15 protein-coding genes, 1 other RNA gene and 1 pseudogene are annotated in these 20,449 nt (G+C 52.4%); 10 read left to right on the forward strand and 7 right to left on the reverse strand.

Going from position 1 to position 20,449, the window contains the following annotated elements; genetic code table 11:
- The first annotated feature begins 87 nt into the window (after window positions 1-87).
- From smpB to FE845_RS18955, 7 genes and pseudogenes are all read left to right on the forward strand, one after another.
- The gene (gene smpB, locus FE845_RS04845) at window positions 88-567 is read left to right on the forward strand and encodes an SsrA-binding protein SmpB (protein WP_200362072.1); all 480 of its coding nucleotides are present in this window, start codon (window positions 88-90) and stop codon (window positions 565-567) included.
- A 134-nt stretch (window positions 568-701) separates the two neighbouring features.
- Entirely contained in the window at window positions 702-2,120 is a 1,419-nt protein-coding gene (locus FE845_RS04850) for a WS/DGAT/MGAT family O-acyltransferase (protein WP_200362073.1), read from the forward strand.
- Window positions 2,121-2,220: 100 nt separating this feature from the next.
- Window positions 2,221-2,583: a transfer-messenger RNA gene (ssrA, locus tag FE845_RS04855) on the forward strand.
- A gap of 269 nt (window positions 2,584-2,852) precedes the next feature.
- Window positions 2,853-4,496, forward strand: coding sequence for an McrB family protein (locus FE845_RS04860; RefSeq protein WP_200362074.1), 1,644 nt, complete (start codon window positions 2,853-2,855; stop codon window positions 4,494-4,496).
- A 3-nt stretch (window positions 4,497-4,499) separates the two neighbouring features.
- Window positions 4,500-5,948, forward strand: a complete 1,449-nt coding sequence (locus FE845_RS04865; RefSeq protein ID WP_200362075.1) for a 5-methylcytosine restriction system specificity protein McrC — start codon at window positions 4,500-4,502, stop codon at window positions 5,946-5,948.
- Window positions 5,939-6,877, forward strand: a complete 939-nt coding sequence (locus FE845_RS04870) for an ADP-ribosylglycohydrolase family protein (protein WP_200362076.1) — start codon at window positions 5,939-5,941, stop codon at window positions 6,875-6,877. Before FE845_RS04865 ends, FE845_RS04870 begins: the two co-directional genes overlap by 10 nt.
- Before the next feature lie 835 nt (window positions 6,878-7,712).
- Window positions 7,713-8,230, forward strand: a pseudogene (locus FE845_RS18955) (phytanoyl-CoA dioxygenase family protein).
- A 5-nt stretch (window positions 8,231-8,235) separates the two neighbouring features.
- Here the strand turns inward: FE845_RS18955 and FE845_RS04880 are convergent.
- On the reverse strand, window positions 8,236-9,141 hold the full coding sequence (locus FE845_RS04880) for a DMT family transporter (protein ID WP_200362077.1): 906 nt from the start codon (window positions 9,139-9,141) through the stop codon (window positions 8,236-8,238).
- Between the two features lie 86 nt (window positions 9,142-9,227).
- Window positions 9,228-9,845, reverse strand: a complete 618-nt coding sequence (locus FE845_RS04885; protein ID WP_320159671.1) for an AraC family transcriptional regulator — start codon at window positions 9,843-9,845, stop codon at window positions 9,228-9,230.
- A gap of 315 nt (window positions 9,846-10,160) precedes the next feature.
- Here FE845_RS04885 and FE845_RS04890 point away from each other — a divergent pair, with 315 nt between their 5' ends.
- Both FE845_RS04890 and FE845_RS04895 read left to right on the forward strand, forming a co-directional pair.
- On the forward strand, window positions 10,161-11,720 hold the full coding sequence (locus tag FE845_RS04890) for a BCCT family transporter (RefSeq protein WP_200362079.1): 1,560 nt from the start codon (window positions 10,161-10,163) through the stop codon (window positions 11,718-11,720).
- Window positions 11,721-12,040: 320 nt separating this feature from the next.
- Window positions 12,041-12,931 carry a chemotaxis protein gene (locus FE845_RS04895; protein ID WP_200362080.1) on the forward strand — a complete coding sequence of 297 codons (891 nt, stop codon included), beginning with the start codon at window positions 12,041-12,043 and terminating at the stop codon, window positions 12,929-12,931.
- 14 nt (window positions 12,932-12,945) lie between these two features.
- Here FE845_RS04895 and FE845_RS04900 read toward each other — a convergent pair whose 3' ends face one another.
- The 3 genes from FE845_RS04900 to mqo all read right to left on the reverse strand — a co-directional run bounded on the left by FE845_RS04900 (window position 12,946) and on the right by mqo (window position 17,801).
- Window positions 12,946-14,970 carry a hypothetical protein gene (locus tag FE845_RS04900; protein WP_200362081.1) on the reverse strand — a complete coding sequence of 675 codons (2,025 nt, stop codon included), beginning with the start codon at window positions 14,968-14,970 and terminating at the stop codon, window positions 12,946-12,948.
- 54 nt (window positions 14,971-15,024) lie between these two features.
- A complete protein-coding gene (locus tag FE845_RS04905) occupies window positions 15,025-16,257 on the reverse strand; it encodes an ATP-grasp domain-containing protein (RefSeq protein ID WP_200362082.1) in 1,233 nt (410 codons plus the stop codon).
- Between the two features lie 62 nt (window positions 16,258-16,319).
- Window positions 16,320-17,801 carry a malate dehydrogenase (quinone) gene (mqo, locus tag FE845_RS04910; RefSeq protein ID WP_200362083.1) on the reverse strand — a complete coding sequence of 494 codons (1,482 nt, stop codon included), beginning with the start codon at window positions 17,799-17,801 and terminating at the stop codon, window positions 16,320-16,322.
- A gap of 486 nt (window positions 17,802-18,287) precedes the next feature.
- On the opposite strand from mqo, the gene FE845_RS04915 reads away from it, so the two are divergent.
- Window positions 18,288-19,271: a calcium/sodium antiporter gene (locus FE845_RS04915; RefSeq protein WP_200362084.1), complete on the forward strand. Its 984-nt coding sequence runs from the start codon at window positions 18,288-18,290 to the stop codon at window positions 19,269-19,271.
- 41 nt (window positions 19,272-19,312) lie between these two features.
- Here the strand turns inward: FE845_RS04915 and msrB are convergent, their stop codons facing one another.
- Window positions 19,313-19,738, reverse strand: coding sequence for a peptide-methionine (R)-S-oxide reductase MsrB (gene msrB / locus FE845_RS04920; RefSeq protein WP_200362085.1), 426 nt, complete (start codon window positions 19,736-19,738; stop codon window positions 19,313-19,315).
- A 13-nt stretch (window positions 19,739-19,751) separates the two neighbouring features.
- Window positions 19,752-20,402: a peptide-methionine (S)-S-oxide reductase MsrA gene (gene msrA, locus FE845_RS04925; RefSeq protein ID WP_200362086.1), complete on the reverse strand. Its 651-nt coding sequence runs from the start codon at window positions 20,400-20,402 to the stop codon at window positions 19,752-19,754.
- Window positions 20,403-20,449 lie beyond the last annotated feature (47 nt).

The raw sequence follows: 20,449 nt of genomic DNA on the forward strand, positions 1-20,449 counted from the left end.
AGTCTGGCACTCCTGAGCTACAATGCCCGTTTTGCCGGTCTGCGTAAGATCGGCCCGTTCATTCGTCCGCATCCGGATAATTGATTCATGAGCAAGAAAAAACCCGGTACGCCGAGCAGTACCATCGCCCTTAACAAAAAGGCGAAACACGAATACCACATAGAGGAACGCTTTGAGGCGGGGCTTGTACTACTCGGCTGGGAAGTGAAATCACTAAGAGCTGGCAAGGCCCAGATTACTGATGCCTATGTGTTGCTAAAAGATGGCGAGGCGTTCCTTTTTGGAAGCCACTTCCAGCCACTTACGGCTGCCTCCACTCACGTAATTGCCGACCCCACTCGCACTCGCAAGCTACTGCTTCACGCCAAAGAGCTGGCCAAGCTGATTGGGGAAACGAGCCAGGCGGGCCAAACCTGTGTGCCTCTGGCTCTGTATTGGAAAAAGAATAAAGTGAAGTGTGAGATTGCTTTGGTGAAAGGCAAAAAACTATTCGACAAGCGCGCCACAGAGAAAGAGCGGGATTGGAATCGCCAGAAACAGCGCATTTTGCGTGACGGCAACGCCTGACCGCCTAAATAATCGGGCGCTGTTCCTGCCTCACACCTATGGCGACACACGCTTTGTGTCGCCGGTTCGCACCCTATGCACCCATCTTTATCCTGCCTATACTTCGGTACCGGTGTAGCGCAAAGGGAGGGCTTATGTCACCGAAAAAAACCCGAATGACCTCGGTGGATTGCTCATGGCTGCGCATGGACACACCAAGCAATCCAATGATGATCTCGGCCGTTCTGGTATTTGACAAGCCGATCGCCATCAACCGTCTAAAGCTCATCCTCAATGAGCGCTTTTTGCGTTTTCAGAGGTTCCGCCAGCGCATTGTTGATGAGGGTGACAAGGTATATTGGCAAGACGACCCGCTGTTTGATATCGACAACCATCTGCATCGGATAGCGCTACCGGGAAAGGCAGGCAAAGCCGAACTCCAAGCACTCACCAGTGACCTGAACAGCACCTCTCTGGATCTGCGCCACCCCCTCTGGCAAATTCACTATATAGACAACTACCAAGGCGGCTGCGCACTTTTAATACGCATCCATCATTGTATTGCCGATGGCATTTCTCTGGTGAGGGTACTGCTTTCACTCACTGACAAAACGCCGGAGCCCACAGGTAGACGGGTTGCTCCGCTTAAGGCACGAGAGCAAACGGCATCCTCAGTAGTGAGCCGACTTCTGCACCGCACCCTCGACACAACCGAAGCAGCAACAGATCAAGCCCGCTTATTCATGCAATCGATTCGAGCGGAACCAAACTACCCTCTGAAACTCGCCACTGCCGCCACCGGTGTGGCAACGGATTTGCTCAAACTGGGTCTTTCGCCCTTCGAGCCCAAAACCTGCCTTAAAAGCCCGCTTTCTGGGCGTAAACACGTTGCTTGGGCCGAACCGCTAGATCTGGCGGAAGTGAAAGCCTGTGCCAAAGCGCTGGGCGGCACCGTCAACGATATATTGTTGTGCGCAACCACGGGCGCGCTGCACAGGCACTTCCAAGCGAGCAAAGAAATTATTCCCGACTGCGGCATTCGTGTGGCAGTGCCTTTTAATCTGCGGCCGCTTAATCAACCGATCGAAACACTTGGAAACCAGTTTGGTCTGGTGCTGGTTTGCCTACCGGTTGAAATCGCAGATCCGATCATGTGCTTCCGGCAGGTACAGGAAAACATGAACCGCCTCAAACAGTCCTATCAAGCACAAGTTACCTACAGCTTGCTGGACCTGTTCGGCCGCGGCCCGGACATTCTCGAACGACGTGCGTTGGATTTGCTCAGCAACAAGGCCTCCGCAGTGCTTACCAACGTACCCGGCCCCAGAGAACCGGTTTACCTGGCAGGCAGCAAGTTGGTGCAACCCATGTTCTGGGTACCACAAAGCGGCAATATCGGCATAGGCATGAGTATTTTCAGCTACGCGGGTACGGTACAGTTCGGCATTACGGTGGACAAAGCCATCCATACAGACCCCAACGCCGTAATGAACTACTTCCACGAAAGCTTCAAAGCACTGAGCCACGCGGCTCTGGCAGGCCGCCAGCAAAGCAAGACACGCGAGGCCTCATAGGAATTAAAACGGGAATTAGAACGGCATGAACGCCGACCGTGCAAAACAACAACAAAGAAGCCTTGAAGTCAGGCAAGGCGCCCACATATACTGTGAGTAAGGGGACGACATGGCTTCGACGCTGGTGGCGAACCCTTGGGTGCATGTCGAGATGGCAGCGAATCTCGTTAATCCAAAGCTGCAATGCAATAGTCGCAAACGACGAAAACTACGCACTAGCAGCGTAAGCTGCTAGTCGTCCTGACTGGGTCGCCCGTAGCCCAGAGCTACATCTCAGGACGTCATCGCTTACGGGATGCTCCGTTATCCAGAGTTCACTGGCTAACGGCTAAGATTTAAAGAACTCGCCTCTTGCACCCTGGCCTTCGGGTCGCTTGAGGTTAAATCAATTGAAGGACATAAACATGTAGATCTCAAGGCATAGTGCTGGCGGACGCGGGTTCAATTCCCGCCGTCTCCACCATTTTGAAAATGACAACCCGTCTCTCCAGAGTGATTCTCTGGGCAGGCGGGTTTTCTTTTTCCCGTTGTATTCAAAGGGTTTCGGCTGTTTTGACATCTTTCCGGAACCTCTCTCCAGCCACCAGATTCTATCCATTCTCCCCACGTTCATTCTCTGTTTGGGGCGGTATTCTCTGTTTTGTTCGGACAGGGTCCGACACGCGACCTTTTCGAGCTGGAGGAACTGCCGATCGCTGAACAAGAGAACGATTTAGAAAATAAGGGGCTGAAATGAAAAGCAGACTGAAAAATCTTTACAAATACCTGATTGAAAACCGGAAACACGAAGTCAAAGGCTGGCATGACGCCTATCGTGAGTTTTACGGTCAGGTCGGACAGATCCGTGAACGTATCAAATCAGGAGAAGGCTTATCTCAAACTGATGAGGCTTTCCTGAAGCAGCTCCTCTATGAAAAAAGTAACGGGATCGCTTCTCGCGGGCAGTCTGTATTAAGCAACGAAAACTTCCAGGCTTTCATCAAAAACAAGGATTTCATATCCGCGCTGGGAGAATTCATCCAGACTCCCAACAAAGAGAACTTCCGGAAATTTGACGATGCGTGGTCTGCCCAAGGCAAGTCCAACAATCCGGTTCTTGTCAATCGTGTGGCGGCAGCCTGCACGCTCGAAGTCTCCACTACTGTTGATTCCGGTAAGTTTAATCAGGTCTTCAGCTGGCTTATTCGTGAAGGAATTATACCGGCATATCCGGCCGAAGAGGATCAAGATTGGTATTCAAAAAACATTTTCCTGCTGAAGATCATCAAAGATGAGTTCAGCGATGAGCTTCGGGACAATAAAACGGACGAGTTTTATCTGAGTCAGTTTGTTTGGGTGCTCTACGAGAATCTGTCCAATCCATTCAGCCTGAAAAAGCAGATCGTCAAATACGGTGCTCCCGGAACAGGGAAAACATACCAAGCTCGCCAGCAGACCTCTCTGTTGCTTGATATCTGGAAAGAAGAGTTTGCTCCGAACAGCAGTCTCACACATGCAAGCCAGATTGAGCTGGTGCAATTTCATCCGTCTTTCAGCTATGAGGATTTCATGGAAGGCTTGCGCCCGGTTTTGGATGGAAATGGAGCCGCGCAACTGACGTTGCAGAATGGTGTTTTTAAGGAATTCTGCCGAAACGCCGGTAAGTGGGAAATTGATGTTTGCGGTCTTGGTCTCGATCGGAACTGGGAATCAATTACGATTGATGAGCTTCGTCCCCATAGAGAAAAATTATCAGGTGATCATTGGCAGTACATCTTCGAAATATCAGACTTATCCAAGCTGGTATCAGATGCTGTGCCTCCATTCTTCTTTATAATTGATGAAGTGAACCGGGCTGAGTTGTCTCGGGTTTTTGGTGAGCTGATGTATTGCTTGGAATATCGAGGGATTAAAGGCAGCGTCAAAACCCAATATGCGAACCTGAATAACGAACACACCGGCATGCTTCAGACCGATCAAGGATACCTGTTTTTCATCCCGACAAACATCTATCTGATCGGAACGATGAATACCATTGACCGGAGTGTGGAAAGCTTTGACTTTGCTCTCCGACGCAGATTCCGCTGGGAAGAAGTGACGCCGGATACAGGGCTGTTGAGATACCATCTGAACCAGTTCTGCAAAACCTGGGTACCTCTGGCGGATAACCTTGAACGGTTGAACACCCAAATAGCCAAGGAACCTCTGCTGGGCCATGATTACCAAATCGGTCATGCCTATTTGATGAACTTGAAGTATGCCACCAGCCTTACGGTTGCGGAAGTAAGAGAGCGTGTCTGGGATGATTGTATCCGGCCTTTGCTGCAGGAATACCTACGCGGTACCGGCAAGGAGGCTGAGCTCATCGGTTCTTTCGGAAAGGCATTCGGGGTTTAAGTCGTGTGGCTGTTCGATATCATAAAGAATGGGACTCTGGTCGATAACCAGTCTTATTTGGTCAACCAAGGCATCTTGACCAATAGGCGTTTGGGTGAATCGATTACGCTCAGCACCAAATCAAAAGGCCAGTGGACCTATCCTCATAACGACGAGTCTGCTATTTGGCATTTTTTGAATTCGGTTTCTCGTGATGTTGAAAAAACGCTGAATGACAACATTGCCGATGCCCTCATCCTCTTCAATGATGAAGATTACGAACACAATACCGACGGCGGCTTTATCGGTGTAACCGGTACGGATGCCAGAAATTTCAATCTCAACACCGGCAATCTGATCGGGTTTGTCAAACGTGGGGATTATTCCCTGAAGATCAGCTCACGTTTTGGTGATGCTTTCCTTCAGTACATCATTGCCGATGCCGACGGGTTTCTTGAACTGGAAAACATTGGCGGTGAAAATCACGCCGATGGTTACGAGTGGCTCCTTGCATATCTTTGGAATATCAAGTTCAAGAGAGCTTACCGGCTGGGGCTGCCCAAGACCTACATTACAAAGAATGATCGGATTTCACGCGTCCGGGGAACAATTGATGCGGTTGACTACTTCCGGAACAAAACCTCCGGAAAGTATTTATGCTCCTACCGTGAACACAGCTACGACAGCCCCGCGACCTCACTTTTCATCAAAGCCTATGAGGCGGTTGAGCATTATTCTTTTTGCCAGCGAACAAGGAATGTCTACAACGCGTTTCTTACCGCTAATCAGGGTGTGAAAAGATCCCGTCAGGAAATCTTGAGAACGCCGTATTTCACCAATCCCTTCTACAACGACTATAACGTACTGATAGATCTATCGAAGCAAGTCATTAGCCAGCAAGGTTCTGATTTTGACTCCCAGCATGATTCGAGCGCATTCTTTTTCGATATATCGATGCTTTTCGAATATTTCATTCGGAAGCTCATCAAGCGAGATGGGGTTCGGCTGCTTAGCAAGTTCGAGCAACGCTATGAAATACCGGCCGGTGCTCTCGGCAGCTATATGCGTAAACTTGAACCGGACCTTGTTTTTGAGAGTGATGGCGGCCTGTACGTCTTTGATGTGAAGTATAAAGCCTTTGACCCACAATTCGGGGTCAAGCGTGAGGATCTTTTCCAGCTGCACACATACATAGGACAGTATGGAAATGGAGCCTCGATAAAGGGGTGCGGCTTTGTTTATCCGATATCCGAAGAACGATGGGCTTCACTCAATTTGGATAAAACGCAGGGGCTGATTTCAGATGTTATTCGCCAGCAGGGGCAAGATATCCCGTTTCATGTCCTTTTTCTGAAAATCCCTGACAATACATCTCTTGATTTTAACAGGCTCATGAGCGAACAGTGTCGTATGTTCATTGATACTATTCATTCGAAAATACTGATTAAGGAGAAGATTGCTGCATGGGCATAGACAGAACATCCAGAGCCCAAGGATGCCTGCTTGGCCAGCTTGCCGGTGATGCGCTGGGGAGTATGGTTGAGTTTCAGTCCCCGGATGAGATCCGGCGCAGCTATCCTGATGGCGTCCGGGAGCTGGCGGATGGCGGCACATGGAATACCATTGCCGGTCAGCCAACCGATGATTCTGAGATGGCTCTACTCCTTTCCCGGCTGCTGGTGAAAACCGGTTCGTATGATCCTGAGGCAGCACGCAAGGAATACCAATATTGGCTGAGCTCCGAACCCTTTGATTGCGGCATGACCATTTCAGCCGGATTGCGTGGTAATCCAAACCCCGACAGTCAGGCCAACGGAGCCATGATGCGGATCAGCCCGCTCGGGATTTTCGGAGCCGGATTTGAACTGAATCAGGTGGCTAAATGGGCCATGCGGGATGCGGCACTCACACATCCGAACCTGATTTGCCAGCAGGCCAATGCGCTGTTTGCCATGGGGATTGCTCACGCCATTCAATCAGGCTGCGACGGCAAAGAACTATACCAACACATCCGGCAGTGGGCTGCAGACATGCCCGTTGAACCCGCTTTGCTGGATACCATCGACAAGGCTGCCAATGAGCCGCCAGGGGACTATGTCCACCAGCAGGGCTGGGTAATGATCGCTTTTCAGAATGCCCTGTACCAGCTGCTCCACGCGCCGAGCCTCGAAGCCGGTGTTGTCGATACCATCATGCGCGGCGGTGACACTGATACCAACGCGGCTATTTCTGGGGCGCTGTTAGGCGCTGTGTGCGGTCGGGAGGCTATTCCGGCCCAGTGGCTCGACTGCCTGCAAAACTGCCGTCCAGAGGCCGGACATCCCCGAGTACGCCATCCACGCCCGGAATGCTTCTGGCCGGTGGATGTTCTGGAGCTAGCTGAAGGATTGGTTAAGACATGAGTTGTAAAACACACCGCCGGGTATTCAATCGGGAATCGAACCCACGTCCGTTCTCTGTTTTGGGAAAATGTAGAGAATTAAATTTCTCTCGGTGGCCGGCAGCATGAAGGGATTTGATGTGTGATAAGTTATTGAATAAACAGGATTTGCGGATGTATTTTGGTTTGGAGAACGAATTGGGGTAAGGCTCCGTGTCCTCCACCAACTTAACCGAAAAAAGCTCCTGACTTCAGGGGCTTTTTTCGTTTCTAAAGCAGTGCTTTTAGGCGAATCGTTAACACAAACATCTGCACATCACTGGCTACATGCGTTTACAGTGCCCCCCTACATAGGAGCCACCTATGAGCACCTCAAATTTAGATGGCTCCAAGCTTTCCCCGTCTGCATTCGAAATAACCCAAAAAAACACAAAAGTTATTTGGGAATAAAGGCTTACCTCTTCATATAGCACAGTCTTCTGTGGCCCTTGAAATGGAGTTCAGTGGATGGACTCAGTTTCTCTCAGCTGAGCGAAGGTGGTATGGAGCTCCCGATTGTAGGGGGTGGTTACAAAACCAACCTTATCTTCCCGATCCATCTCCTCTATCGTCTTAGCCAGATGAACGACAGCAACAACCCGTCACGGGCCGTTACGGGCCGTTACGGGCCGTTACGGCTATTGGTTTACACATGGCAGGTCGAAAACAACTTTAATGACCAAAACGAGGAATGCCCAATGTCTGAATCACTCGATGCACAGCGCTACAAAAAAGGCGATCACGCAAAAACCCACCGGCGCCTGAAACCGGGGCCCGAGCGTAACACCGTGGAAGTGGAGCAAGACTTCGAGAAGCTGATGCGTGACGGCTATGTCATCATCGAAAAATTGATCCCCCTTGAAACCTGCACTGCGATCAAGGAAGAAGGCCTTGCGTTGCTCGGCCAGACCGGACGAAACCCGTTCGAGGGCCACCAGACGCAACGGGTCTACAACGTTTTGTCCAAGACCAGAGCAACCGACCAACTCGCCGTACACCAGCGAATTCTAGGGCTGATGGATCGGCTGTTCGAGCCCGGCTTTCTGTTGTCCCAGAGCCAAATCATCAACATTCTTCCCGGCGAGGCTCCACAGGGGCTGCATCACGATGATGCCTTCTATCGCCTGCCCGCCCCCGTCAGCCACTGGGCGCCGCAACCGTATGGGCGATTGATGACTTCAACAAAGATAATGGCGCTACCGTCATCGTGCCTGAGAGTCACACATGGGGAAACGATCGGTACGCAAAACGAGCCGAAACCATGCCCGCCGTTTATGGGCATGGTCGAGGGTATGCACCCGCTTCGCTTGCTGGAGGAGTGATGCCATCAACATAGACCAATCAAGATTGGGGCTTTTTTGCATGGGGCGTTGCCCCTGGTCCATTTCTGGCCCTGCTCGCAACCAGAGAGCCAATCACAATCAAAATACTGGCACCAATAACCGCAACCGTGGCCTCACCGTATCCGGCGAGGACCAGCAGGATCACCGAAATCAACGGTGCGCCGTAGGCCAGCGTTCCCAACAGCTGAATGTTGCCGTGTTTCACACCGTAATCCCAAGTAAAAAAGGCGATCCCCACTGGCCCCAATCCCAGCCCTATCACACCAACCCATTGAACCAGTTCCTGAGGCCATACGGTTTGCTCCCACAGAAGATGGCAGATCAGGGCCAAAATGGCGGTGACACCGCAAAACCACCCCACCGCATCTGTCGGTACCGATCGGACCAACCGACTGAGCACCGAATAGCAGGACCAGATCAGGGCACAGAGCAATGCCACCAAATAGCCCGGCAGATTTGCCCAAACAAACCCATCGGCATTTTTGCCAATCAGCAGCCAGCAACCCGCCAATGCCAATAGGGCTCCAATAATGTGCTGTGCACGAAGGGATTCACCGGGCAAAAGCGCAGACAGCAACACAATCAACAACGGCCAAAGGTAGGCTAATAGACTGACCTCCACCGCTGGTGCCAGCGTCATGGCTTTGAAGTAGGCAAAGTGGTAACCGAACAAGCCGACAACCCCAATGGCCCAAGCCAGCGGTGACTGTCGCAGGTATTTTACGCCCGCGTGCCCAGCCCGGAACCAGCGAACGCACATCAACACAAAGGCAATGCCGAAAGTCATCGCCATTAACTGGAACTCCGGAATCTCGCCGCCAGACAACTTCGTCAAGAGCGCCAGAGTGCCCCAGAGCAGGATAGAAACCGATCCTATCCAGGTGGCTCCGTTAACAGATGCCATGGTATTTCTCCCACAAGTCTCAACGGTTAAATAATCATGGCAGACTATGCTTCGGCCTCAGGGATAGCTTTCGGGTTGTGGCGGGATTATTTCGATTTTCGGCGGAAGTAACTGGGGGCATGTCCAAAGTGGCCCCTGAAGCGATCACTGAACGATGAAAGAGAGGTATAACCAACCGCATCTGCAACCCGCTGGACACTGAGATCCGACTGCTCCAACAGTCGCCAGGCTTCCTTCATTCGCAATTCCGTGAGGTATTGGTGCGGTGTCATGCCTATCTGCTTGCGAAAAAGTTCATTCAATTGCCGGGTGCTCAGGTGAGCGATGCCGGACAACTGCGATGCTGATATCGACTGGCGATAACGATCGTCCAGATACTGCTTGGCAACAATAACCCGGCGATCCAGGCTCAACTCGCTGCCGTGCCGTTCCTGAAGAAGCTGGATAAGCAGGAGTAGCATTTGGTGCTGAGTGTAAGCTGATCCGTTCCCTTCGCGAATCTGACTGTACAGGAACTTTACGTAGTGAAGCAGCGCTGAATCCAGTTCAACAAAACAAGGCAACCTGTCCAGCGATGGTGCCAGGCCTTCAGGAATATCTGCCACCAGAAACTGGTTTTCTTCCGTCGCCAGAAACCCGTGATCACGTCCGGATGGAATGATCGCGGCCCGCTGATTAACCACCTTTCCTTCCACTGCATCCACAGACAAACACAGCGTCCCAACGAGAGGCAATACAAGTTGATGGTGATCGTGGGAGTGACTTCTTCCCTCACCATCGTAGGTTCGCAGGTGTAAGTTAATGTCTGGATGCGTCATGCCAACAGTATAAACGCAACAGCGCCAATACTGATTGCCTCTTTTGCCTCTCTCGGGCTGAGTTTGTGCCGGTGGAAGAGAACAGACTGCAAGCACTGACGTTCACTTCGGATGTCGGCAAAAAATCCCCTTGTACATTGGTATTAACAGGCACTTTATGGCACTGTCGCGCGCCTGCGATTATTAAAAAAGGTTTAGTTTATGATTAAGGGTAACGATAAATCAGGCGGAGACTACTCCATAGCTCAGCTTGGCGACCCGGTAGTGCTCACTCTCAGCGTCGGCTTTATTGCGTTGTTTGTTGGCTTCTCTCTGTTTGATATCAAAGGCGTAGCCGAGTTGATTGGCAACGGTTTTGCCTGGACGGCCAAAGTGTTTGGCACCTACTTCCAGATGTTGTTGCTAGCTACATTCTTTATCGCTATTGGTTTGGCTTGTACACCTGCTGCCAAAGCCAAAATTGGCAATCTGGCCACGCCCGAGATGAGCACTTTCCGCTGGCTCTCTATCATTATGTGCACATTGCTGGCCGGAGGTGGCGTGTTCTTTGCCGCTGGTGAGCCCATCTATCACTTTGTTGTGACGCCACCGGCGTTCACATCGGAACCCGGCACCGCTGCAGCCGTTTCCAATGCTATGGCCCAATCGTTCATGCACTGGGGCTTTCTGGCTTGGGCTGTTCTGGGCACCTTGGCTGCGATCATTCTGGCGCACGCCCACTATGTGCAGGGCAAGCCTCTGCAACCACGTACACTGCTTTACCCGGTGTTCGGTGAACGCATCATGAGCGGCTGGTTAGGCAGTGTTGTAGACGCCTGCTGCGTCATTGCCATTGTGGCCGGTACTGTTGGCCCCATCGGGTTTCTTGCAACCCAGATGAGTTTTGGTCTGAGCGAACTGTTTGGCCTGACTGACGGCCTGATAACACAAATGGCCATCCTGATTGCCTTGGCTATGATCTACGTGACCTCAGCAGCGACCGGTGTTCACCGTGGCATTCAGTTTTTGAGCCGGATGAACGTGTTTCTGGCGCTGGCCATCGGAGCCATTATTTTCGTCTTCGGCCCCACCCTGTTCCTGACCAACACCTATTTCCAAAGCATGGGTCAATATGTTTCTTCCTTTATGGCTATGGCAACCATGACTGCGGATACATCTCCTGACTGGTGGATGCAGTGGTGGACGGTGTTCTTCTTTGCCTGGTTTATTGGTTATGCACCGCTGATGGCCATTTTTGTGGCTCGTATCTCTCGCGGTAGAAGCATTCGTGAAATGATTTTGGCCGTAGCGGTTATGGCTCCCATTGCCACTACCATCTGGTTTACCCTGTTGGGCGGCTCTGGCATTTACTACCAAATGACCGGCGTGATTGATCTGACTGAAGCGCTGAACAGTTTCCGCTTTGATGTGGCGACTCTAACAGTTGCGCAGTCTCTGCCGGGTGGTAGCTTCATGGCGCTGGCCATTCTGGTGCTGACCACGGTTTTTGTTGCCACCACCGGTGACTCCATGAGTTACTCCATTGCGGTTGTGAGCACGGGTCACGATCAGCCGAACACCTTTGTGCGCGCATTCTGGGGTTTGGCAATGGCAGGTATGGCAGGCATTCTACTGTACATGGGTGCGGGGCAGATCAGTGTGCTTCAGCAGTTCATTGTGATCACGGCCATTCCGGTATCGCTGATCTTGCTGCCCTCTCTGTGGCTCGGCCCCAAAGCAGCTTACGCCATGGCGCGGGAACAGAAGCTGATCCCTGAGTAAACAATACCAATCAGCAGCCTCGGGAGCGTCGCTCTGAAGCTGTGATAATTCTTGCTCCTCCCAACAAGCGCCCTGCTTTGCGGGAGGGGCAAGAGCATCCAAACCCTGCCCCGTTACACCACGTCGTACTGCAACCTCTCCAGTACAAACGAGTGCATAACTTGACCAGCTAGCTAGGCGGGCATGAACGATCACTCATTGATGGTAGCGAAGTAGACACTGGCTAATCCGAAACGCAGGAGACATTATTGTGTCCGAATTTGCCCCCTGTAAGCTATATAGCGATATGATGGTAGGGCTATTTGTAAGGATCCGGTGTTATGAGCAGCAAAGCCAAGCAAACTCAAAAGCTATTATTGTTCAGCCTGTCAGGCTCTCGTCTGTTCGGGATTGGCACGCTGAAAATTCGTGAAATACTGCCGTTCAAGCCTCTCATTAAAATGCCCCATAGCCATTACGCGGTTATTGGCACCATGAACTTCCGAGGGTCAGCTGTGCCGGTGATTGATATGGCCGCGGCTGTTGGCTATCCGCCCTTAACTACGGAGGAGCGAAAAACAGCGTCTATTATTATTACCGATGTTCAGCGTCAGGAAACGGGTTTTCTGGTGCGCGATGTACAGAAAATCATCGAAACGGATTGGAAAAAAGTCAAGTCGCCACCCCCAGCGCTGGGAGACAAAGCGTTTATAACCGGCTTGTTGGATATGAACGGCGAGCTTATTCAACTACTGGATGTTGAGCTGCTGCTGGCTAACGTATACCCAGACTCATTGGATACCCGGGATGTGGTGCTTACCGACGTACAGAGCGAAGCCCTGAAAGCCTTAAACATCCTTTTGGTGGATGACTCAAGGGTTGCCCGCAAACAGCTATGCGACGTGTTGGATGCCAAGGATATTTCATATCAAGTGACCACCAACGGCGATGAAGCCCAGCAGATCCTGCTTAATAGCAATGAACTTGGGAAGCCGATTGATATTCTAGTGAGCGATATTGAGATGCCAGGTCTGGATGGCTACGAGTTGGCTTTTAACGTGCGGGATAATAGCGCTCTGAAGCAGCCTTACATTATTCTGCACACTTCCCTGAACAGCGAAATGAGCCTGAGTTACGCCAATCAAGTTGGCGCAAACGAGGCTCTGACAAAGTTTGATGCAGATGAATTGCTACACGCAATGCTCAGAGGCGCCCGCCACGCTGACCAATAGGCAACACGAGAGGGCTACTCAGCCTGTGGCGGTTCGGCCTGTAACTCTGTCGCTGGCACGCGGTTTTCGCCCCAGCTTCGATACACCCGCGCCACGACCCGCTGAAGCTCTTCCTCACCGACATCTGCGGGCTCGCCTCGTTCAAGCGGGTCGAAGTGGAAGATGTAGAGTCGGGACGCAAACTGCTCAAAGGGCAGCGATGCCTCGCCAAACCTTTCACCTTTGCCGTCCGTGCTCACGTTTACGTCATCACCCCAACTTTGACCGCTATCGTTGTTTGGGTTGTAGAAATACGCGCGCATTTCACCTTCAGGGTCTAAAGCCACCCGCAATATGGTAATCGCATGCCAGCCAATGAACCGCGCAGCCCTGTCGGTTACCGCAATACCTGCGGGCTGGGGGTGTATCAGTGGTTGGTTGCCGTTGTAATAAGGGTGATAGCTGGCATAGAAGTGGCGAATAAATCCTTCTAAGTCTTCCAGGTTACCTGTGGCTACATCCACGTTGATTGCAAACCCTCGCCCGGCAGACCATCCGTGAAATTCCGGGTTCACCCAGCGGTGTGGATCGCCTTCGCGGCCTATGCACATGCGGCCCATTTCACCGTAAATTCTATCGAGATGGGGCACGACAACCAGCGAAACCGGATCAAGGTCCAGAGTGACCTCCGATGCAACGCCGCCAAGACTTTGCACCGAGGAGACCGGTTGCCCCTCGAAATGCATAACGATTTCATTATCTCTGGCTGCCCAGGCAACCATCTGCAATAGGTAGTCAGGATCGTTATAGGCCCACATAGACAATGCACGCGCAGACTGACAGGTCGGGTTGTTCCCCTGACCAACACCTAAAGGTTGCCCCAGCATATTGAGCACACCCTGAATCAACCAAGCACCTGCCTGCGGTTGGTAGCCATAGGCCAACTGAAGACGCTCACGGGCTTGTGGACAGAGATTAAGCCGAGCTTGACGCCAGAGTGCTGGCGCCACCGGTGGCTGGTAAAGAATGCCCCGCTCAAGCATCAGTGCGAGACCATAGAGACCCTGCGCTGTCTCGGGGAAAATACCCTCGGTGATCAGCATATGCACCAGCTCCCGATAGCACATAAGGCAATCCCGGCCGGTGCTTGATAGCCCTAAGGCTTCGCTGAGCAAATTATCCTGACCTTCCAAAATGTAACGCACAAAACACGCGTGATAAGGAGAGACCAACCCGGTGTCGTGCATGGAACGCGCAAAGCCGGTGGCTTCATTTTGTAGCGTCTGGGCGTCCATAGATTCGAGCCGTTGCTGGTATACAACGGTGCCCGGATCTTCACTGCACCCGCGAGTTGGCCCGTATAAGCTCGAAATCAGCCGATCCGCGCCACGCCCTGCGCTACCGAGATCGGCATTCGGCTCAGCCCGGCAAATGGCGATCTGGGTAATCATCTTACGCACATCGCCCACTTGAATTGGGCGCTGCTGCAAAATTCGCCAAATCTCTTCAATCAGGCTGTCGATTACATGCTCGTAGCCAATATGCTGAGCTACATGCTGCATGACATGCTGGCTGATAAGGGCCAGCTTGCCCTGCTCCCGTTCGGCTTCACCCGTCATGCCGAACAGTAGCCCGAGGTTGATTGCCAAAACTTGAGTCAGGTAGTGATGGGCTTGTTCGGCGGACACAGAGGGATGCAGATAGGTGCCGCGAACAACCGCCAGCAAGCGGAGCTCACTAAGCGCCTCGATAACGACCGTATCTGCATTAGGGCTTTGCAGCGAGTGCGTTGTTAAGGAGGGTAGCAGGGTAGCGGGCTCCGCCCAATCTGTACCCTCAAACACACCTGCTATTTCTAACTGCTCTGCACGCGCCTCAATCACTGCGCAGCCTTCCGGCTGCATCAGGATACGGCGCACAAGATCAAAAACCCGAGGAAGTTTGCCAACTTTGGCAAAAGCCCGGCTTTCATCCAGAACACGAGTCGCCTCATCCAGTCTTTGCGCCAGCTTTTCCAAGTTCACAGCCGGAACCACATTGCCCGATTTATGATCGTTCAAACGATGTTCCTCAGGGCCTGCATCAGGCCCTATAATTGTTAATGCATCGCCCGATTATACATAGAAATCCAGGTCTTCCTGATGCTTCAGTAAGTCCCGCATTACATAAGGGTCTTCACCAAAGAAATACACTAAGCCCCAATGGGTACCAAATGCCGTCCGCTTGGTAACGGTTTCTTCCAATGGCGGCGTCAATTCGTGGGACTCAAAGTACTCGTGGTTCTCGGTTTCCTCGGGAATTTCGAGTTTGCTGACAACCCGGCGGCGCGGGTATACGCCAAAGCATCCGGCGTAGCCTTTGGCATCCACCACTTCTTTCGGGAAGAAAGCTTTGATTTCCTCATCCGTAGTTTTGGGGTCAAAAGATAGTATAAGACCCTGATAAGCGTTGAACCCGTAGGCATTCTCAAGTAACTCGAACACTTTGAACCCAGGCGGACGATAGGCGACTTCACCGAAGTACATGGTGCCGTCGCTTGTCACGAAGTATTCGGGGTGCACAAAGCCGAAATCAATATCGAACGTCTTGATCAGCTTTTCGATCTCGCCGCGAATCTGGTCACGGTACTTTTCAAGATCCGGGGTTGCAGGCACGAATACCGAGTAACCCAGCGTGACGTATTCGGAGATGTTCAGGAAGGCAATTTTGCCATTGTGGACCCACGCCTCCACGGCAAATTCCCAGCCGTCGAGATGGGACTCCATGAGCACAGGGAATTCTTCATCCGGGATTGAGTCCACTTCGTCCGGAGTACGAATAACCCTATGGCCGAGGCAGCCAGCTTTATCAAAAGCTTTCAGGTGGATCGGGTCGTTGGGGTCGCCATCAAGCTTAAGCAGGGTTTGATTAACTCGCTTGAGAAAGCGGATAACGTCGCCCTTGTCGTGGGCCTCTTCAAAAATACCCACACGGATACCACCGAGCTGGGCACGGCGCTTCATCAGAGCTTTGTCACGCAACAGCATGGCTTGGCCAAACAATCGTGGTTTGTCCATTAGCACTGAGTTAATCGCGCCCGCCCATTCAACGGTTTCTTCAAACAAAGGAATGGCAACGTCCACGCCCATGTCTTTGAGAGTTTGGGCTATTTCCACAGAGCGGTCGTTCAGGCGCTCGAAGTTCCAAGGCACGTAGGGAATATTGTGCTCTTTGCAGTAAGGCTCGGCCCAATCCGGCGCCACCACCACATAACGGCGGTCAAACTTATCAGCGGCTCCTACAGCATTGAGGCTCCAGCCTAGCAGTGCGACATAGCCCTTATCCGGGTTATATTTGTGCTCGCTCATCGGCTCTCTCCTTGCTTTCGAATGTCCTTTTACCCTACGCCGATGTGTGAGAATCGCAAATATTAGCCCAATTTCAGGGTAGCAAGGGTTCTTTCCCGTACCTTTTTCAACAATGCCTCGTCGTTAACCAGCGACTGGCCGTAAGAGGGCACCATAACCTTCATGCGCTCTTGCCACTCCGGTGTCTGGATCTTGGTCGGGAAGCAGCGTTCAATGACATTGATCATCGCATTTGCAGCGGTAGACGCGCCCGGCGATGCCCCGAGTAGCGCGGCCAAGGTACCGTCTTTAGAGGCCACAATCTCAGTCCCGAACTCCAGCTTGCCGCCGCCACCTTCAGCTTGCTTGATAATCTGCACGCGCTGGCCTGCATTACGCAGTTCCCAGTTGTCTTCTTCAGCTTCCGGGAAGAAATTGCGCAATGCTTCTACGCGATCGCTGTGGGACTGGAACACCTCCCCGATCAAGTAGCGGGTAAGGTCCATGTTGCTCTTACTCACAGACAACATGGGCTTGAGATTGGAGGTGCGTACCGAGCCAAATAAATCGAAGATAGAGCCCTGTTTAAGGAAGCGAGTCGTGAAGCCGGCAAACGGGCCGAACAGCAAAGCTGGCTCGCCATTGATAATTCGGGTGTCCAAATGCGGTACCGACATGGGCGGCGCCCCGATTGGCGCCTTACCGTAAACCTTCGCGTGGTGCTGTTTTACAACCTCAGGTTTGCGGCACACCAGCCATTGACCGCTAACAGGAAAGCCCCCATAGCCACGAGCTTCTGCAATTCCGGATTTTTGCAGCAGGGGCAAAGCGCCACCGCCAGCACCGAGGAATACAAATGCGGTTTCCAGCTTGGTCAACTCGCCGGTATGCTGGTTTTTAACCCGGACTTTCCAGCGGCCGTTGTCACGCTGGTCTATGTAATGCACCGGGCAACCGAGCATCAACTCGAAATTGGGCTGGCTCTGCAGGTACTCAACCATACTGCGGGTCAAGGAGCCAAAATCCACGTCCGAGCCATGGCTAATTCGGGTTGCGGCAACACGCTGCATCGGGTCGCGGCCCTCGACAACCAGAGGCATCCAGCTTTCCAGCTCCCGCGGGGATTCGGTGTATTCCATTTCGCTAAACAGGTGATGAGCACTCAAGCGCTCGAATCGACGCTTGAGAAACGCTACGTCTTTTTCGCCCCAAACGAAGCTCTGATGCGGCGTGCGATTTATAAACTTTGAGGGCTCGGGCAACACGCCCTGCTCTACCAAATGCGACCAGAGCTGCAACGACACCTCATATTGCGCATTGATCTGAAGTGCACGCTCGATAGCAACATCGCCATCGTCAGTTTCGGGCGTGTAGTTAAGTTCACAGTAGCCAGCGTGGCCGGTTCCTGCGTTGTTCCAGCCATCCGTACTCTCATGGGCAACGTGGTCTAAACGCTCCAGCATGACAATGTTCATCGACGGGTCCAGCTGTCTTAGCATCACGCCGAGGGTAGCGCTCATGACGCCACCACCGACCAATACTACATCTGCCTGTTTAACGGCCATTGGTTTTCATCCTAGCTAGTTTTGAGCCTGTCTCCCCTCCACGATCAGCGAAGAGGTGTATCGGATGCGGGCAAGTCGCATGGTAAATGGCGCTGCCTTGTGCGTCCGTTCTGAATATGAGAGCAATTATCCGGATTTTCGCAGAAATATACATTGCGATTATCAATGGAGACGCATCGGAGCATGATCTGCATCTAAGTCTAGCGGTTGTATTGTTAGCATACGAACAGTGGCTTGCCCGGAGTTATAGGTAATAATCCTGATGCGCGCAGAAAACTCTTTTCTAAATTCTCTCTTCTTTGGCACAGAATATCACCGCAACTTTAGTCTCACGCTTCGATACAACCGCAAGAGCGCCACTTGATTCGAAAGGGGCTGACCTTAGCTGCCCTTATGCGGTATCTTGCACACCTTTCTGGTGCTTGTACCTCGGGATTCGCGAGGTTTTCGTGCGCCCGGCAGATGCAACATGACTGAGGCTAATTTATGGGAATGGCTATTGGCGCTATCATCGCCGGCCTTATATTGCTGGTCTGGAGTGCAGACAAATTTGTGGAAGGCGCAGCTGCGACCGCCAAACATCTGGGCATGCCCACGCTGTTGATTGGCATGGTCATCATAGGGTTCGGCACTTCCGCGCCGGAGCTGGCTGTTTCCGCTATGGCCGCTGCCGATGGCAACCCCGGGCTTGCACTGGGCAATGGCTATGGCTCCAACATCACCAACATTGCGCTCATTGTGGGCCTTACTGCGGTGATCGCGCCCATCGCGGTGCATTCTCAGGTTATCCGTAAAGAGCTCCCACTGTTGGTTATTCTTACCCTGATTGCCGGGGCGCAATTACTGGATGGCGAGTTAACGCGGCTGGACGGCTGGGTGTTGTTGGGTGTGTTTACGGTAGTGATGGGCTGGTCGATTTTTCAGGGCATGCGAGGGAAAGGCGATTCTCTGGCGGGTGAAACCGACGCTCAGATGGGCCCGGATCTTATGCCGATGAAAACCGCCATCATGTGGCTGGTTGTCGGTCTTATTCTTCTGGTTGTCAGCTCCCGGCTTCTGGTGTGGGGGGCGGTGACTATTGCCCAGAGTCTTGGCGTCAGCGATTTGGTCATCGGCCTGACTATCGTAGCCATCGGTACGTCACTGCCGGAACTGGCATCAGCTCTGGCTGCCGTGCGAAAAAACGAGCACGACCTTATTCTAGGCAACATCCTTGGCTCGGGCATTTTTAACACACTGGCTGTGGTCGGGCTTGCAGCGGTTATACAGCCGCTATCGGTGGATGCAGAGGTGCTATACCGTGACTGGACGCTCATGCTGGCGCTGACGGTTGGCTTGCTGGTGATGGGGTTTGGGCTGACTGGCTGGCGAAAAGTGATAAGCCGATTCGACGGTTCAATTCTGCTATTGGTTTACGTGGCCTATACCGGTTACTTGCTTTCTACAGTGGTCGCTGCCAGCACAAGCTGACAGCGACACGTTCACTCTCCAGCTAACGCTGCTAGCAGTTTTTAACTGTTTTCCTGAAACACCATGGCAATGGAGTTCAGGCAATAACGCTGACCGGTTGGAGGCGGGCCGTCTGGAAACACGTGCCCCAGGTGGCTATCACAGCGGATGCAGCGTATCTCTGTACGAGCCATCCCCAAGCTCGTATCTTCAATGTAGCGGATGTGGTCTTTATCGAAGGGCTGAAAGAAACTCGGCCAGCCAGTGCCAGAATCAAACTTCGCGTTTGAACTAAACAGCGGTAGGTCGCAAAGCCTGCAATGATAAGCACCCGACAACTTGTTATCCAACAAAGTGCCGCAGAACGGGTGCTCGGTTCCGTGGTCCAAAAGCACTTCGCGCTCTTCCGGGGTCAGGCTGGCTGCCTTCTCTTGAATCTGTGCGTCCGTTAGGGGCGTCAGGTCATAACCTGCAGCGGATTGGGTCATACACTATCTCTCCTCAGGCTAAATTGTCGTTGGAGTCAGTATATTCCGGCTTTAGCCGGTCACTGAATCCATCTATCAGTTTTTCCATTTTCGGGGCAGCGACGGCCATGATGTAGGGCTGGTATGGATTTCGCGCTGCAAAGTTCTGGTGGTGCGCTTCGGCTGGATAAAAAGCGTCCAGCGGCTCTAGCGTTGTGACTATGGGGTCTGAGTATACCCCGGCTTCATCAAGTTGGCGGATATAGGATTCTACAACTTGTTTCTGCTCGGCGGTTTCATAAAACACGGCCGAACGATACTGGGTACCCCGATCATTACCCTGCCGATTCAACTGGGTTGGATCGTGAGCTACGGAGAAAAATACACGCAGTAGCTCTCCGAAGCTCACCTTGGCGGGGTCATAGTGCACGTCGATCACTTCGGCATGGCCTGTCGTCCCTGTGCACACAGCTTCGTAATTGGCGGTTTCCGATGCGCCCCCTGCGTAACCAGACTCCACACGGGTTACACCATCCATTGCCAGAATCACTGCCTCCACGCACCAGAAGCAGCCGCCAGCGAGCACCACCCGCTGCTCACCTTCTTCCGTCGGTAAGTCCTGCTGCGGCTGCGGAAAGCGACTCCGGGGAACGTTCAAGCCGGGTATGCTGCAAGATGATGTCATAGTGACCTCTTCTGTGAGTTGAATGTCTACAATCTACAGATTGTGGG

The sequence above is a fragment of the Marinobacter sp. 1-4A genome (assembly GCF_016597725.1).
Lineage (GTDB): Bacteria > Pseudomonadota > Gammaproteobacteria > Pseudomonadales > Oleiphilaceae > Marinobacter.

Excerpts from the sequence above, each read along its gene's own strand:
- FE845_RS04860 (WP_200362074.1), top strand. The coding sequence starts at position 2,853 with ATGAAAAGCAGACTGAAAAATCTTTACAAATACCTGATTGAAAACCGG.
- FE845_RS04890 (WP_200362079.1), top strand. The coding sequence starts at position 10,161 with ATGATTAAGGGTAACGATAAATCAGGCGGAGACTACTCCATAGCTCAG.
- mqo (WP_200362083.1), bottom strand. The coding sequence starts at position 17,801 with ATGGCCGTTAAACAGGCAGATGTAGTATTGGTCGGTGGTGGCGTCATG.
- FE845_RS04895 (WP_200362080.1), top strand. The coding sequence starts at position 12,041 with ATGAGCAGCAAAGCCAAGCAAACTCAAAAGCTATTATTGTTCAGCCTG.
- FE845_RS04915 (WP_200362084.1), top strand. The coding sequence starts at position 18,288 with ATGGGAATGGCTATTGGCGCTATCATCGCCGGCCTTATATTGCTGGTC.
- msrB (WP_200362085.1), bottom strand. The coding sequence starts at position 19,738 with ATGACCCAATCCGCTGCAGGTTATGACCTGACGCCCCTAACGGACGCA.
- FE845_RS04870 (WP_200362076.1), top strand. The coding sequence starts at position 5,939 with ATGGGCATAGACAGAACATCCAGAGCCCAAGGATGCCTGCTTGGCCAG.
- FE845_RS04905 (WP_200362082.1), bottom strand. The coding sequence starts at position 16,257 with ATGAGCGAGCACAAATATAACCCGGATAAGGGCTATGTCGCACTGCTA.
- FE845_RS04850 (WP_200362073.1), top strand. The coding sequence starts at position 702 with ATGTCACCGAAAAAAACCCGAATGACCTCGGTGGATTGCTCATGGCTG.
- FE845_RS04880 (WP_200362077.1), bottom strand. The coding sequence starts at position 9,141 with ATGGCATCTGTTAACGGAGCCACCTGGATAGGATCGGTTTCTATCCTG.
- msrA (WP_200362086.1), bottom strand. The coding sequence starts at position 20,402 with ATGACATCATCTTGCAGCATACCCGGCTTGAACGTTCCCCGGAGTCGC.
- smpB (WP_200362072.1), top strand. The coding sequence starts at position 88 with ATGAGCAAGAAAAAACCCGGTACGCCGAGCAGTACCATCGCCCTTAAC.